Here is a 16,050-nt window from a genome sequence, read left to right as displayed (position 1 = left end):
ACACAGGCCCGATGACCGAACGGGAAGGTTCCATCCCATGACTCGCCCCAGCACGACCTCTTCGACCCTTCGCCGCAGCCTGCGGACCCTCGGCCTCGCGCTCGCCGCCACCGCAGCCTGTCTTGGCGCGTCCTTGCCCGCTCATGCGAAGGTCGAGATCAACGTCAATCAGGGCAATGTGCAGCCGTTGCCGATCGCGCTGCCGGCCTTCCAGTCGCGCGATGGCCTGGGCGCCAAGCTCATGGAAGTCGTCGCCGCCGACCTGAAGCGCTCCGGCCTCTTTGCGCCGATCAATCCGACCGCCTTCATCCAGAAGGACCTGTCGCCGGATGCCACGCCCCGCTTCCAGGACTGGACGGTGATCAACGCGCAGGCCCTCGTTTCGGGCCGCGTTACGCCGGAAGCGGACGGGCGTCTGCGCGTCGAATTCCGCCTGTGGGACACCTATGCCGGCACGCAGCTCGACGGGCAGCAGTTCTATGCCAGCCCCGACAATTGGCGCCGCATCGCCCATATCATCGCCGACGCGATCTATGAGCGTCTGACGGGCGAGAAGGGCTATTTCGACACGCGCATCGTCTTCGTGGACGAGACCGGTTCCAAGGACAAGCGCCGCAAGCGCCTTGCCATCATGGACCAGGACGGCGCGAATGTGCGCTATCTCACCGAAGGCGGCGACCTCGTGCTCACCCCACGTTTCTCGCCCAACCGGCAGGAAATCACCTATATGAGCTTCGGCAAGGGGGAGCCGCGCGTCTATCTCCTTCAGCTGGAAACCGGACAGCGCGAGGTCGTGGGCAATTTCCCCGGCATGACCTTCGCGCCGCGCTTCTCGCCCGATGGCCAGAAGGTGGTGATGAGCCTTCAGCAGGAGGGCAACGCCAATCTCTACGCCATGGATCTGCGCTCGCGCGCGACCACGCGCCTGACCTCCACCAACGCGATCGACACCTCGCCGTCCTATTCGCCGGACAGCTCGAAGATCGTCTTCGAATCGGACCGGGGCGGCCGGCCGCAGATCTACACGATGAACGCCGACGGCTCGGGCCAGCAGCGCATTTCCTTCGGACAGGGCAGCTACAACACGCCCGTCTGGAGCCCGCGCGGCGATCTCATCGCCTTCACCAAGCAGTCGGGCGGCCAGTTCCAGATCGGCGTCATGAAGCCGGACGGCTCGGGCGAGCGCATTCTGACCTCGTCCTTCCATGCCGAAGGCCCGACCTGGGCGCCGAACGGGCGCGTGATCATGTTCTTCCGGGATCAGGGCGGCGGTCCGCAACTCTTCTCGATCGACCTGACCGGGCGCAACGAGCAGCGTGTCGCGACACCCAATTTCGCGTCCGACCCCGCTTGGTCGCCGGCGCTCGAATAGACTTAACAATCAACGTTCTGTTGACCGGTCGTTAACCCTGAAAATGGTAAATGACCCTATCCTTATCCACTGACCGAAGGAGACGGCCATGCGCCGCATCGCTACTGGGGTCCATGGTCGAATCGCCCTCGCGCTGGTCGCTGCGCTGGCGCTCTCGGCCTGCGCCAAGAAGAACAACGCCCTTCCCGACAACGCGGCCGGCCTCGGCCTCGGCGGCGCGGGTGGTGCCGGCGGAGCCGGTGGCTATGGCGCGAACGGCGCCAATGGCCGCGGCTCGGCCGCTCCCGGCACGAGCCAGGACTTCACCGTCAATGTCGGCGACCGCATCTTCTTCGATACGGACTCGACCTCGATCCGCGCCGACGCGCAGCAGACGCTGAGCCGCCAGGCCCAGTGGCTCAACCAGTATCCGCGCTATCAGATCGTCGTCGAAGGCCATGCCGACGAGCGCGGCACGCGCGAATACAATCTGGCGCTCGGCGCGCGCCGCGCCGCCGCCACGCGCGACTTCCTGGCCTCGCAGGGCGTGTCGTCCAACCGGATGCGCACGATCTCCTACGGCAAGGAACGTCCGGTCGCCGTTTGCGACGACATCTCTTGCTGGTCGCAGAACCGCCGCGCGGTCACCGTGCTCTCGGGCAGCGGCTCCTGAAGCATTTCGGCAACAATCCTCCAGTCGAAACGGCCCTCCGGGGCCGTTTTGCGTTCCCGAACCCGGCGGCATGATAGAAGCGGACAAATTTTGGACGCGTTCACACCCCGTAAACAAGTGGACATCGACACGGCGCCGAAGACGCATCCGGCCGGGATCGCGGCCCACCTTCGGCGCCCGGAAGGGATTCTCGGATGGCTGGCAAGCTTCTCACGCGCTTTCTCGCAATGACGGTTGCGGCCGGGGCTCTGGCCGGCCCGGCTCATGCGCTCGACCTGCCGTTCGGCCTCGGCGGCCGGCAAGTGCAAAGCCAGCCGCGCGAGACCGCGCCGCCCGTGCTGATGGCGCAGATGGGCGATTCCAGCGTGCGCATCAGCCAGATGGAAGAGGAAATGCGCCGGCTGACCGGCAAGGTGGAAGAGCTGTCCTTCCTGGTTCTGCAATTGCAGGAACAGCTGCGCAAGACGCAGGAAGACAACGAGTTCCGCTTCCAGGATCTGGAAAAGGGCGGCAAGTCCGGCGGCGCCTCGCAGACCACGCCGCAGCGGCGCTCCGAAGCGCAGCCCGCGCTTCCCGCAGCCGGCGCACCGGCGAGCGAGGCGTCCTCGCGCGTGGCTTCGGCCACGCCCTCCACGATGAATGAGGGGGCCGCGCGGCCCACGCCGTCTGCCAGCGCCGCTCCGGCCAGCGCGCAAGGGGGCGACGAGATCGGCGCGTTGATCGGGGAGGGCTTCGGCAACGAGAGCGCCAAACCCGCTGCCGCGCCTGCTGCCGCGCCGCAGCCCAATGTCAAAACCGCCTCGATCAAGGCGAACGGGCCGGGCGAGCTCTATGGGCTCGGATACAATCACATGCTGTCGGGCGATTACGCGCTCGCCGAGCAGACCTTCCGTCAATACACGCAGACCTACCCGAATTCGGGCGACGCGGCCGATGCGCAATATTGGCTGGGCGAGAGTCTCTACGCACAAGCGAAGTATCGCGAGGCGGCGGAGGTCTTCCTGAACGCGCAGAAGGCGCATCCCCAGGCACCCAAGGCGCCGGAGATGATGCTGAAGCTCGGCATGTCGCTGGTGCATCTCGACAATCGCGAGACGGCCTGCATCACCTATGCCGAGATCGGCAAGCGCTATCCCACGATGAGCGCCAACGTGAAACGCAAGCTTCAGGCCGAGGAAAAAACGGCGCGCTGTAGCTGATATCCCTGAGTCTCGCCTTGCCGGGCGATGCAGAGCGTGGCGGCGATCCGGGCTCGGCTCTTCGCGAGGATATCTTGCGCACCCTTGGGGCCCTGCCGGCCGGGCGGGGGGAGGGGGCGCTGCTCTTGGGTGTCTCCGGCGGGCCGGACTCGCTGGCTCTGCTTCTGGCTGCCGCGCAGTTGCGATCGTCGGGGCGCCTCGCCCGTCCGCTCCATGTCGCGACCGTCGATCATGCTTTGAGGCGCGGCAGCGCGGCGGAGGCCCAGGAGGTCGCGCGTCTATGCGGCGCGCTGGGCGTTCCTCATCGCATTCTCGTCTGGCACCATGCCGGGCAGATCGAGGGGAATGTTTCGGGCGCCGCCCGTGAGGCGCGCTACCGCCTTCTGGCCGATGAAGCGCGCCGCCTCCGTGCGGGGCTGCTCGCAACAGCCCATCACCATGACGACCAGATCGAAACCCATCGGCTCGCCGTTCAGCGCGGAGCATCCGGCGCCGCACTCGCGGGAATGCGAGTCTGGCGCGATCTGGAACCCGGTCTCGTTCTCGTTCGGCCACTGCTCGGCTGGCGCAAGCGGGCGCTGGAAGCTTTCGTGGCTGAGGCGGGCGTGCGAGCGGCGGATGATCCATCCAACCGCAATCCGCGTTTTGCTCGCGCGCGGTTGCGACTGCAGGGGCTGACTGCTGCCGAGGACGCGCTGGCGGAGCAGACCATCCAGGCCGCACGTGTGCAGCGACAGGACGAGGACGATCGCATCACCTCGATTCTGGCGAAGTTTGCGACCGAAGGGCGGCTCGATGTCTCGCCATCCGGCGACATCTCGTTGTTTCTGGACGATGGCGCAATCGATCCCGCTCTTCTGTCCCGCGCCGTAACAGCTGTGGCTGGCGCCTCGGTTCCTCCCACGCGCCTCAGCATCGACGCTCTGGCTCAGCAGATTCATTCAAATGAGCAAGGAGCCGCGACATTGGGCGGCTGCCTCCTGCGTTGGCAAAGCGGCCTGTTGCGGCTTGCGCGCGAATATGGTCGTGCGGGTCCCCCGACGCTCGATTGGGACGACAGGCAGGCTTCGGCTTGCTTCGACGGACGCTTCGACGTTCCCCGTCAGACGGGGTCGAGCGATTGGAGTACCCTGGCTCCCTATGGGCGATGGGGGAGGGGGCCACTCGCCCACCGCACGCTGCCCGTAGCGCTCGGGGCGTCCGGCGAGATCCTAGCCGCCCATCCGCTTTTGCGCTTCAAGACCGCGCCTCAACCTCCCGCGCTCTCGCTTTCGTGTCGGGTTGCGTGGCGCCTTGCGGCCGATTTGGTTCTTCCTGCTGGCCTCACATTAACCTGTGGGCTCCAAAATGCCGCAAATCGCGGTGAACCTGTTGGCAAGGGGGTGGCGTCCACCTACATTCGCAGGCAAGTCAAAGCCGCCGACGTTGTATGACGCATGGTTGCCCGAGCGCACTTCCAGGACGGATAATGAACCAGAACTTCCGCAATTTCGCCGTTTGGGCGATCATCGCGCTCCTGCTGATCGCGCTGTTCCAGCTGTTCTCGAACAGCTCGCAGAATGCGAACACGCGCGACGTGCCCTATTCGCAGTTCCTCTCCGACGTGGATGCCGGCCGCGTGCGCTCCGTCACCATCCAGGGGCAGCGGATTTCGGGCTCCTATACGGACGGCGCAAGCCCCTTCCAGACCTACTCGCCCGGCGATCCGCAACTCGTCAGCCGGCTTGAGCAGCGCAACGTCCAGATCAACGCCAGCCCGCCGTCGGACAATGTCAATCCGATCTGGTCGATCCTGATGTCCTTCGGCCCGATTCTCCTCATCCTCGGCGTCTGGATCTTCCTGATGCGCCAGATGCAGGGCGGAGCCGGTGGCAAGGCCATGGGCTTCGGCAAGTCCAAGGCCAAGCTTCTGACCGAAGCCCATGGCCGCGTGACCTTCGCCGATGTCGCGGGTGTGGACGAAGCCAAGCAGGACCTGGAAGAGATCGTCGAATTCCTGCGCGAGCCGCAGAAGTTCCAGCGTCTTGGCGGCAAGATTCCGCGCGGTGTCCTCCTCGTCGGCCCTCCGGGCACGGGTAAGACGCTGACGGCGCGCGCTGTCGCGGGCGAAGCCAACGTGCCCTTCTTCACGATCTCCGGTTCGGACTTCGTGGAAATGTTCGTGGGCGTCGGCGCCAGCCGCGTGCGCGACATGTTCGAGCAAGCCAAGAAGAATGCGCCCTGCATCATCTTCATCGACGAAATCGACGCCGTCGGTCGCCATCGCGGCGCGGGCCTCGGGGGCGGCAATGACGAGCGCGAGCAGACGCTGAACCAGCTTCTGGTGGAGATGGACGGGTTCGAGGCCAATGAGGGCATCATCCTCATCGCAGCGACCAACCGTCCCGATGTTCTCGATCCCGCGCTGCTTCGTCCGGGCCGCTTCGACCGGCAGGTCATGGTGCCGAACCCCGATGTCGGCGGCCGCGAGAAGATCCTCAAGGTCCATGTGCGCAACGTGCCGCTGGCCCCGAATGTGGATCTCAAGACCATCGCGCGCGGCACGCCGGGCTTCTCCGGCGCCGATCTCGCCAATCTCGTGAACGAGGCCGCGCTGATGGCGGCGCGCCGCTCCAAGCGCCTCGTCACCATGCTGGAATTCGAAGACGCCAAGGACAAGGTTATGATGGGCGCCGAACGCCGGTCGATGGCCATGACCGAGGACGAGAAGAAGCTGACCGCCTACCACGAGGCCGGCCACGCGCTGGTGGGCATCTACGAGCCTTTCAACGACCCTCTGCACAAGGTCACGATCATCCCGCGCGGCCGCGCCCTGGGCGTCACCATGAACTTGCCGGAGCGCGACCGCTACGGAATGCGTAAGAACGAGATGGAAGCGCGTCTGGCCATGATCTTCGGCGGCCGGGCCGCGGAAGAAATTATCTACGGCCTCGACAACGTGACCACCGGCGCGTCCAACGACATCCAGCAGGCGACCAACATGTCCCGCGCCATGGTCATGGAATATGGCATGAGCGACAAGCTCGGCCGCCTGCGCTACCGGCAGAACCAGGAGGAAATCTTCCTTGGCCATTCCGTGTCGCAGCAGCAGAACATGTCGGAAGAAACGGCCCGTCTGATCGACTCCGAAGTGCGCGGCATCATCGAAGTCGCCGAGAACAAGGCCCGTCGCATTCTGCGCGAGCATATCGAGGATCTGCACACGCTGGCCAACGGTCTGCTGGAATACGAAACCCTGTCGGGTGACGAAGTCCGCGATCTTCTGGCTGGCAAGCCGCTCGCTCGCGACATGGGCGACGACACGCCGCCCTCGCGCGGTTCGGCTGTGCCGAAGGCCGGTTCCGCCAAGCCGAGCGGACCGCGCGACGACAGCGAAGGCGGGCTGGAACCGCAGCCTACAGCCTGAAACACGACCAAGACATGATGGGAAGGCGGGCTTCGAGCCCGCCTTTTTTATAACGCGGGCTTCGCGGCAAGCTTCGTCTTCGATCCGAAACCGGCTCCGCGCAATGCAGGCCCGTTCATCATATGGCCTGATGATCGCCTGGCCGTCTGTTTCGGGCTTTCTCGACGGCGCTGACGCTGATACGGCCCATCCATTCAGTTTCGAGGGGTATTATGGCGAAATCCTATTTCGGCACGGACGGCATTCGAGGCCGAGCCAACCGCCATCCGATGACGCCCGAGATCGCGATGAAGGTCGGCATGGCGGCGGGCCTTGCCTTCAAGCGCGGCAACTATCGGCACCGCGTCGTTATCGGGAAGGACACGCGCCTGTCCGGCTATATGCTGGAACCTGCGCTCTGTGCCGGCTTCACGGCCGTTGGTATGGACGTCCTGATGCTCGGCCCCATGCCGACGCCGGCCGTCGCCATGCTGACGCGCTCCATGCGCGCGGACATCGGCGTGATGATCTCCGCCTCGCACAATCCCTATGATGACAACGGCATCAAGCTCTTCGGTCCGGATGGCTACAAGCTGTCGGACGAGTTGGAGGCCGAGATCAACCGTCTGATCGACGAGGACTTGGCACCGCGCTTGGCGGTCGGCTCGCATCTGGGACGTGCCAAGCGTTACGACGATGGTGGGCGCGACCGCTACGTCGAATTCGCCAAGCGCACCTTGCCCCGCGAGTTGTCGCTCGATGGCGTGAGGGTCGCCATCGATTGCGCCAATGGCGCGGCCTATCGCGTGGCGCCCGACGTTCTCTGGGAACTGGGAGCCGAGGTTGTCAAGCTCGGCGTCGAGCCCAACGGCACCAATATCAACCTGAATTGCGGCTCCACGAGCCCTGAGGCTCTGCGGGCCAAGGTGCAGGAAGTGCGCGCAGACATCGGTATCGCGCTGGATGGCGACGCCGACCGCGTGCTGATCGTCGACGAGCGCGGCGAGATCGTGGATGGCGACCAGATCATGGCCGTGATCGGCGAAGCCTGGGCCGAGGATGGGCGGCTGGCCGCAGGCGGCGTGGTGGCCACCATCATGTCGAACCTCGGTCTGGAGCGCTTCTTCAACGATCGGCAATTGCAGCTTGCCCGCACCAAGGTCGGCGACCGCTATGTCGTGGAACATATGCGCCAGCACGGCTACAATGTCGGCGGCGAACAGAGCGGTCACATCGTCCTGTCGGATTTCGGCACGACGGGCGACGGGCTCGTGTCGGCGCTTCAGATACTGGCGGTGGTGCGCAAAGCCGGCGGCACCGTGTCGGAGGTCTGCCGCAAGTTCGAGCCCGTGCCGCAAATCCTGAAGAACGTGCGCCATAGCGGCGGCGCACCTCTGGAACTTCCGAAGGTTCAAGAAATCATCAATATCGGTCGCGAACGCCTGGGCGATACGGGTCGCCTTGTCATTCGCCCATCGGGCACGGAACCGCTGATCCGCGTCATGGCGGAAGGAGACGATGCCCGGCTCGTGTCCGATGTCGTGGATGACATCGTGGATGTGCTTCGTCGCAGCGCGGCCTGAGCACCCATGAGGCAATAGTGGGGCTGAACGCTTCACGAAAAAGATCCGCGCGGCTGTGCGCGGATCGGTGGCTCGAGGATGACTGTGTCATCTGGCTGAGCAACTGTAACACAATCGTCACAGGTTTACCCTCTTCCCCAGCGGGAGGTAATCTCCAGTTAATCATTAATCTTTAGATTTCGATCGAACGCGGAACCCGAGCCGCTGTGAATTCGAAGTCTGGAGATCTTTGATATGAACCGGCTTGTCGTCGTTCTGCTGGCCAGCGCGTCCTTTGCCCCCGTCGCGGCTCGCGCCGCCGACATCATCGAGCCCGTTCCGGTCGTGGAAGAAGCGCCCGCCGATTACAGCGGCTGGTATATCCGCGCCGATGCCGGCTACATGTTCTCGTCGGAAACGTCCGGCTCGTTCCGCTTCTTCAGCGCGCAGACCGGCCTTTACGGCGATGACTTCCGCTACTCCTCGATCGAGCTTCAGAACGGCTACACTGTGGGCGGCGGCGTCGGCTATCGCTGGGCCGAACATTTCCGCACCGATCTGACGGCCGACTACTACGATTTCGACATCAAGGGCACGAGCGCCTGCGCCTACTCGTTCGGTAGCGGTGATTGCCGCTTCAACGATCATTCCGACGCGGGCCTGTGGACCGTCATGGCCAATGCCTATGTCGATCTGCCCTATTTCGGCCCGATCACCCCTTATTTCGGCGCGGGCGTCGGCGTCGCCAACGTCAACTACGGCGACATGCGCAACGAGATCTGCTCGGTCACCTGCGGCGATCCGAACAACTATTACGGCGTCCACGAGGGCGTGGATTCCTGGCGCTTCGCCTCTTCGCTCATGGCGGGTGCGAGCGTGGATCTGACCCATTCGCTGGCTCTGGATGTCGGCTATCGCTACACCCGCGTGTTCGAGGGCGATGCGTTCCGCTTCGACGCCAGCGACCGCGCCGCGGGCGCGACGGGCGTGCAGGGCCGCGACAACGGCTTCAATATCCACACGGTTCGTGCGGGTCTGCGCTACTCGTTCTTCTGAGCGCCACGCGCTTTCGAGCGCGCCCAGTCATGACTGCCAGCCGCCGGCCCGCAAGGGTCGGCGGTTTTCGTTTGGATGAAGGGAGGGGCGTCCGCTCGAGAGGGCCGGGCACTCAGGGCCGAACACGTGCCTCGAGAAGTTAAGAAACACGGTTAACCCGACATTAAGCATCCTGCGTCATGGTTAATGTCGGAAGACGGGGCAGCGTCCGCTTCCAAGGCTTCCCGTTTCCCAAGGTCGAGCGCGATGAAACTCAAGACCCTTCTTCTTTTCGGCACAGCCGTGCTTTTGTCTTCTGCCGCGTCCGCAGCCGATCTGGGACCGATCTACCGCGAGGCGCCCGAACTGGTGCCGGTCGAGATCGGCACGGGCTGGTATCTGCGCGGCGACGTGACCTATGATTTTCGCTCCGACCTCGACGGAGACCGCCGCGTCAGCTGGCCGTCCGGTTCGGTGGCCGAATCCTACAACCAGGCGAGCCTCGATGAGGCGTTCGGCGGCGGTGCAGGTATCGGCTATCGCTTCACCGACATGCTGCGCGCGGATGTGACGGCGCGCTATTCGAAGGCCGATTTCGGCTCGGCCACCAACAGTTCGATCTTCTGTACGACCCAATGCGCCATCGGCGAGCGCACGGAAGCGGCGATGTGGGATGTCATGGCGAATGCCTATGTCGATCTCGGAACCGTGGCGGGCTTTACGCCCTACATCGGCGGCGGTCTCGGCGCGGTGCATGTCGGATATGACGATACCAAGCTCAATGTCTGCAACTCGGCGCTCTGCTCTGTCAGCGGTGCACCGGGGCAGGAGAGCTGGCGTTTCGCCTGGTCGCTTTCCGGCGGCGTTGCCTATGATGTCAGCAAGAACCTGGCGCTTGACATCGGCTATCGCTACCTGAACGCCGAAGGCGGGGACGTCTACAAGTTCGACGGCGCATCGTCGGGCCGCCCCGGCTGGTCGATGACAGGATCGGACGGCGGCTTCGAGCGGCACACGATTTCAGCTGGTCTGCGCTATAGTCTTTGGTAGGCGCGCAGATTATCTCGCGGTGTTGATCGAAAGGGCGGCGCAAGTCGCCCTTTTTTCATTCACCTTCTTCACGGCGAAGGCGCCGTCGAGACCGGCTTCATCACGATGTCACTTGACTGCGCGATGTCTCGCGCCTATCCCCATGAGCGGGACACACCTCCCCAACGAGGTGCTTCTATCTGTAAGGGTAGCTTCAGATGGCCAATGCCACCAAGCCGACCACGCGTCCGGCAAACCCCCGCTTTTCCTCTGGTCCTTGTGCCAAGCGTCCCGGCTGGACGCTGGATGCCCTGAGCGATGCCGCTCTCGGCCGCTCGCACCGCGCCAAGCTTGGCAAGAACAAGCTGGCCCAGGCCATCGAGGACACGCGCGAAATTCTTCAGGTTCCCGACGATTATCGCATCGGCATCGTTCCCGCGTCCGACACCGGCGCAGTCGAGATGGCGATGTGGTCGCTGCTCGGCGCGCGCCCGGTCGATATGGTCGCCTGGGAAAGCTTTGGTTCGGGTTGGGTGACGGATGCCGTCAAGCAGCTGAAGCTGAGCGACGCCCGCGTTCTGGAAGCGGGCTATGGCGACATCGTCGATTTCGCTGACGTGAATTTCGATCATGACGTCGTCTTCACCTGGAACGGCACAACCTCGGGCGTGCGCGTTCCCAATGGCGACAAGATCCCGGCCGATCGCCAGGGCCTGACCATCTGCGACGCGACCTCGGCCGCCTTCGCGCAAGACCTGCCCTGGGACAAGCTCGATGTCGTCACCTTCTCCTGGCAGAAGGTCATGGGCGGCGAGGCGGCCCATGGCATGTTGATCCTGAGCCCCCGCGCCGTGGAGCGCCTGACGACCTACAAGCCGGCCTGGCCGCTGCCGAAGATTTTCCGCCTGACCTCGGGCGGTAAGCTGATCGAGGGCATCTTCAAGGGCGAGACGATCAACACGCCCTCCATGCTCTGCGTCGAGGACTATCTGGATGCGCTCCAATGGGGCAAGTCGGTCGGCGGACTGGAAGGCCTGAAGGCGCGCGCCGATGCGAACCTCGCTGTGATCGAGCGTTTCGTGGAAGCCAACAACTGGATTGGTTTCCTCGCCAAGACGCCGGACATCCGCTCCAACACGTCGGTCTGCCTTCAGTTCACCGATCCGGCGCTGACGGCTCTGCCGAAGGAAAGTCAGGAAGCCTTCGCCAAGGGCGTCGCCTCGCTTCTGGAGAAGGAGGGCGTCGCCCTCGATATATCAGCCTATCGCGATGCCCCTCCGGGCCTGCGCATCTGGACTGGCGCGACCGTCGAGACGGCTGATCTCGAAGCGCTGATGCCCTGGCTCGCCTATGCCTATGAGACGCAGAAGGCATCGCTGGCTCACGCGGCCTGACGCGTTCTTGCCCCTCCCGTTCGGGGAGGGGGTCCGTCTCCGCGTGGAGCTGTCGCTCCTGATGGCGTGACAGCTTCCTGACGATCGATCGGCAGTGCCCTCCGTGCGCGCCGGTCCTGCGCCCGGCCCTTGAGTGCCGCGCGCCTCGCCTCGCGATTTCCCCTTTCACGCGCGGCCCCGCTGCGGCCGGCGCTCTCGTTCAAAGGACCATTCCCATGGCACCCCGCGTTCTCGTTTCCGACAAGCTTTCTCCCACGGCCGTCCAGATCTTCAAGGATCGCGGCGTCGAGGTCGATTACCTGCCCGATCTCGGCAAGGACAAGGACAAGCTTCTCGAAGTCATCGGCCAGTATGACGGCCTCGCGATCCGTTCCGCGACCAAGGTGACCGAGAAGATCATCGACGCCGCCACCAATCTGAAGGTTATCGGCCGCGCCGGCATCGGCGTCGACAATGTCGATATTCCGGCCGCCAGCCGGAAGGGCATCATCGTGATGAACACGCCCTTCGGCAATTCGATCACCACAGCCGAGCATGCCATCGCGATGATGTTCGCGGTGGCCCGCCAGATGCCCGCCGCCGATGCCTCGACCCAGGCCGGCAAGTGGGAGAAGAACCGCTTCATGGGCGTCGAGATCACCGGCAAGGTGCTGGGCGTCATCGGCTGCGGCAATATCGGCTCCATCGTCGCCTCGCGCGGCGTCGGCCTGCGCATGAAGGTCATCGGCTTCGATCCGTTCCTGTCGGAGGAGCGCGCCCGTGAACTCGGCATCGAGAAGGTCGAACTGGAAGACCTGTTCAAGCGCGCCGACTTCATCACGCTGCACACGCCGCTGACCGACAAGACCAAGAACATCATCGACGCGAAAGCCATTGCGACGATGAAGAAGGGCGTGCGCATCATCAACTGCGCGCGCGGCGGGCTGATCGTCGAGCAGGATCTGGCCGACGCGATCAAGGCCGGCAAGGTGGCGGGCGCGGGCATCGACGTGTTCGAGGTCGAGCCGGCGACCGACTCCCCGCTGTTTGGCCTCGAGAATGTCGTCTGCACGCCGCATCTGGGCGCCTCCACCACGGAAGCGCAGGAGAATGTGGCGCTTCAGGTGGCCGAGCAGATGGCCGACTATCTCGTCAATGGCGCGGTGTCGAACGCCCTGAACATGCCCTCGATCACCGCCGAGGAAGCGCCGATCCTGACGCCCTATGTGAAGCTTGCCGAAATCCTCGGCTCCTTCGCGGGCCAGCTGACCGACGAGCCGATCGACGCGATCGAGATTCTGTATGATGGCGCGCCGGGCACGATGAACACCCGCGCCCTGTCGGCGGCCGCCATTGCCGGTCTTCTGAAGGCGCAGGTCCAGACGATCAACATGGTCTCCGCGCCTTTGATGGCCAAGGAGCGCGGCATCGCCGTCACCGAAGTGCGCCGCGACAAGTCGGGCGTGTTCGACGGCTATGTCATGGTGACGGTGAAGACCAAGAAGCAGACGCGCTCGGTGGCGGGCACGACCTTCTCGGACGGCAAGCCGCGCTTCATCCAGATCAAGGGCATCAACATGGAGGCCGATGTCGGCCGCTACATGCTCTACACCGCCAACAAGGACGTTCCGGGCGTCATCGGCCAGCTCGGCACCGCCTTCGGCAAAGCGGGCATCAACATTGCGAACTTCCACCTCGGCCGCGACGAGCAGGGCGGCAGCGCCATCGCCATCATCTATCTCGATGGCCCGCTGAGCGAGGAATTCCTGGAAGAGATCCGTGGCCTCAATGCCATCGGTCAGGCCAAGATGCTGACCTTCGACGTCTGATCTTATCGGACGATTCAAATTGCGAAAGGGCAGGGCGGGCGACCGCTCTGCCCTTTTTCGTAGGCTCCGTCAGGCCTTCGGGCGACCCACGACCCGCTGGTTCCGCTTGCCGACTTCAGCCAGAAGAATGCCGCCGAGAACCAGGGTCAGCGCCACGACGTGATAGGCGAACAGCGGCTCGCCGAGAATCAGGACGGCCAGAAGCGTGCCGAAGATCGGGACGAGATTGACGAAGAGATTGGCCCGGTTCGCGCCGATCATCTCGATGCCCCGGATATAAAGGCTCTGGGAGGCGATCGAGGGCAGGAGAACCGAGAAGGCCAGCACGGCCCAGCCCTGCGAGTCCGGCCATTGCGTGTAGCCCATCGCGGATTCCGCCAGTGCCACGGGGATCGAAGTGAGGGTGGCCGTCAGCGAGATCAGGAAGATCGAGGTCAGCCAATGCACCTTGGGCTTGCGTGACAGAAGGATCGTGTAGGCACCGAACGAGAGGACGGCGAGAACCATCAACCCGTCGCCGCGATTGATCTCCAGATGCAGGAGCGTCGTCAGATCGCCGTGCGCGGCGGTCAGAAGAACGCCGACCAGCGTGAGGCCGAAGCCCAGAAGCTGGAGCCGCGAGGTTCGCGCCCGGAACACCAGGAACATGCCCGCGAAGACGACGAGCGGCATGGAGGACTGAACGATCATCGAATGGATCGCGGTCGTGTAGTTGAGGGCGAGATAGAAGATCGAGTTGAAGCCTGTGAAACCCAGGAGCCCGGCCAGGACGAAATAGCCCGCCTGCCCGCGAAGGGCCGCGCGGTCTCGCTGGAGATGCGGCCAGGCGAAGGGCAGGAGAACGAGGCTCGCCAGTGCCCAGCGCAGAAGCGTCATCATCATCGGCGAGACGTGGCCGACGGCAAGCTTGCCCGCCACGGCGTTGGCGCCCCAGATCAGCGAGGTCAGGCCGAGCAGCATGTAGGGATGGCCGAGGCGGGAGAGCATCTGTGGAATTCCATGGCGAGCGGATCGTCAGTGAGCCCATGCGGGCTTCGCCTTTCCTTAGCGCTCTTCGCAGCCTTCAGGAAACCAACTTCCCCGTAGGCGGGTGCGCGAGGCCGGGCGGATGTTTCTGGGAAAAGCGGGGAAAGATCGGGGATTGCGCCCTCGCATGTCGCGCGCGGCTTCTTTATAGTCCGAGGGAATTTTGCGTCGGAATCGGAGAGGTTCCGCGCGTTTTGGCGCGTCCTCGCTTGGGTCGATGGCGCGCGGAACGGGCCTTCGGGCTGCCAAGGAGCATTCATGGCAAACGTCGTCGTCGTCGGATCGCAGTGGGGTGACGAAGGAAAGGGCAAGATCGTGGACTGGCTTTCGGAGCGCGCCGACGTGGTCGTGCGCTTCCAGGGCGGCCACAATGCCGGTCACACGCTGGTGGTGGACGGCGTGTCCTACAAGCTCTCGCTGCTGCCCTCCGGTGTGGTGCGCCAGGGCAAGCTGTCGGTGATCGGCAATGGCGTCGTCTTCGACCCGCACGCCTTCGTCGCCGAAAAGAAGCGCATCGAGGCACAGGGCGTGACGATCGGCCCCGACACGTTGCGCATCGCCGACAATGCCACGCTGATCCTGTCGCTCCACCGCGAGCTGGATGCGGCGCGCGAGTCCGCCGCCGCCGGCACCAAGATCGGCACCACCGGGCGCGGGATCGGTCCCGCCTACGAAGACAAGGTCGGCCGCCGCGCGCTGCGCGTGATGGATCTGGCCGAGCTTGACGTTCTGCCCGAGCGGATCGAGCGGCTTCTCGCCCATCACAATCCGCTGCGTCGAGGCCTCGGCCAGCCGGAGATCTCGGCCGAGGCGATCCTGGAGGAGCTGACCTCGGTTGCCGCGGAGATCACGCCCTATATCGACCGCGTGTGGCGCCTGCTCGACGAGCGCCGCAAGGCCGGCGACCGCATCCTGTTCGAAGGCGCGCAGGGCACGCTGCTCGACATCGACCACGGCACCTATCCGTATGTGACCTCATCCAACACCGTGGCGGGGCAGGCGGCGGCGGGCTCGGGCCTTGGCCCCTCTGCGGCCGGATTCGTGCTCGGGATCACCAAGGCCTATACGACGCGCGTCGGCGAAGGACCGTTCCCGACCGAACAGGACAATGCGGTGGGCGAGTTCCTGGGCACCAAGGGTCACGAGTTCGGCACCGTCACGGGCCGCAAGCGCCGCTGCGGCTGGTTCGACGCGGTGCTGGTGCGTCAGGCCGTCGCGATCAACGGCATCCATGGTCTGGCGCTCACCAAGCTCGACGTGCTGGACGGCATGGACGAGATTAAAATCTGCGTCGGCTACGAATTGGACGGCGAGCGGATCGACTATTTCCCGGCAAGCTTGGCCTCGCAGCGCCGCGTCGTTCCGATCTACGAGAGCTTCGAAGGCTGGAAGGGCACCACGGCGGGCGCGCGCTCCTGGGGCGATCTTCCGGCGCAGGCGGTCAAATATGTTCGCCAGATCGAAGAGCTGGTCGGGGCGCCCGTGACCCTCCTGTCCACCTCTCCCGAACGGGACGATACGATCCTTGTCCGCGATCCGTTTCAGGATTAAGGAAGGGTTGATATAAGTTCTCCGCACCGTTCGATTT

At 64.5% G+C, this 16,050-nt stretch carries 12 protein-coding genes; 11 read left to right on the top strand and 1 reads right to left on the bottom strand.

Features of this window, described 5'->3' with window-relative positions; translation table 11 throughout:
* Window positions 1-37 precede the first annotated feature (37 nt).
* The 10 genes from tolB to serA all read left to right on the top strand — a co-directional run bounded on the left by tolB (window position 38) and on the right by serA (window position 13,436).
* Window positions 38-1,372: a Tol-Pal system beta propeller repeat protein TolB gene (tolB, locus tag NS365_RS13575; RefSeq protein ID WP_193752856.1), complete on the top strand. Its 1,335-nt coding sequence runs from the start codon at window positions 38-40 to the stop codon at window positions 1,370-1,372.
* 88 nt (window positions 1,373-1,460) lie between these two features.
* Window positions 1,461-2,024, top strand: coding sequence for a peptidoglycan-associated lipoprotein Pal (pal, locus tag NS365_RS13570; protein WP_058600808.1), 564 nt, complete (start codon window positions 1,461-1,463; stop codon window positions 2,022-2,024).
* Window positions 2,025-2,218: 194 nt separating this feature from the next.
* Window positions 2,219-3,223: a tol-pal system protein YbgF gene (gene ybgF / locus NS365_RS13565; RefSeq protein ID WP_058600807.1), complete on the top strand. Its 1,005-nt coding sequence runs from the start codon at window positions 2,219-2,221 to the stop codon at window positions 3,221-3,223.
* Window positions 3,224-3,297: 74 nt separating this feature from the next.
* Window positions 3,298-4,656: a tRNA lysidine(34) synthetase TilS gene (tilS, locus tag NS365_RS23605; protein WP_193753438.1), complete on the top strand. Its 1,359-nt coding sequence runs from the start codon at window positions 3,298-3,300 to the stop codon at window positions 4,654-4,656.
* A gap of 35 nt (window positions 4,657-4,691) precedes the next feature.
* On the top strand, window positions 4,692-6,629 hold the full coding sequence (gene ftsH / locus NS365_RS13555; protein ID WP_058600805.1) for an ATP-dependent zinc metalloprotease FtsH: 1,938 nt from the start codon (window positions 4,692-4,694) through the stop codon (window positions 6,627-6,629).
* Between the two features lie 212 nt (window positions 6,630-6,841).
* The gene (gene glmM, locus NS365_RS13550) at window positions 6,842-8,191 is read left to right on the top strand and encodes a phosphoglucosamine mutase (RefSeq protein ID WP_058600804.1); all 1,350 of its coding nucleotides are present in this window, start codon (window positions 6,842-6,844) and stop codon (window positions 8,189-8,191) included.
* Between the two features lie 234 nt (window positions 8,192-8,425).
* On the top strand, window positions 8,426-9,226 hold the full coding sequence (locus NS365_RS13545) for an outer membrane protein (RefSeq protein WP_058600803.1): 801 nt from the start codon (window positions 8,426-8,428) through the stop codon (window positions 9,224-9,226).
* 246 nt (window positions 9,227-9,472) lie between these two features.
* Window positions 9,473-10,255, top strand: coding sequence for an outer membrane protein (locus NS365_RS13540; RefSeq protein WP_058600802.1), 783 nt, complete (start codon window positions 9,473-9,475; stop codon window positions 10,253-10,255).
* A 197-nt stretch (window positions 10,256-10,452) separates the two neighbouring features.
* On the top strand, window positions 10,453-11,628 hold the full coding sequence (locus NS365_RS13535; protein ID WP_058600801.1) for a phosphoserine transaminase: 1,176 nt from the start codon (window positions 10,453-10,455) through the stop codon (window positions 11,626-11,628).
* A gap of 215 nt (window positions 11,629-11,843) precedes the next feature.
* Window positions 11,844-13,436, top strand: coding sequence for a phosphoglycerate dehydrogenase (serA, locus tag NS365_RS13530; protein WP_058600800.1), 1,593 nt, complete (start codon window positions 11,844-11,846; stop codon window positions 13,434-13,436).
* A gap of 69 nt (window positions 13,437-13,505) precedes the next feature.
* On the opposite strand, the gene NS365_RS13525 is transcribed toward serA, so the two are convergent.
* Window positions 13,506-14,423 (bottom strand): DMT family transporter, encoded by a 918-nt coding sequence (locus tag NS365_RS13525; RefSeq protein ID WP_058600799.1) that lies wholly within the window; start codon window positions 14,421-14,423, stop codon window positions 13,506-13,508.
* A 297-nt stretch (window positions 14,424-14,720) separates the two neighbouring features.
* Between NS365_RS13525 and NS365_RS13520 the strand changes: the two genes are divergently transcribed.
* Window positions 14,721-16,013 (top strand): adenylosuccinate synthase, encoded by a 1,293-nt coding sequence (locus NS365_RS13520; protein WP_058600798.1) that lies wholly within the window; start codon window positions 14,721-14,723, stop codon window positions 16,011-16,013.
* The last annotated feature ends 37 nt before the right edge of the window (window positions 16,014-16,050 follow it).

It is taken from the genome of Aureimonas ureilytica (assembly GCF_001475935.1).
In the GTDB taxonomy this organism is placed as follows: Bacteria; Pseudomonadota; Alphaproteobacteria; order Rhizobiales; family Rhizobiaceae; genus Aureimonas; species Aureimonas ureilytica_A.
The sequence above is the reverse complement of the archived record's forward strand: the minus strand, read 5'-3'. Positions and strand labels throughout refer to the sequence as shown.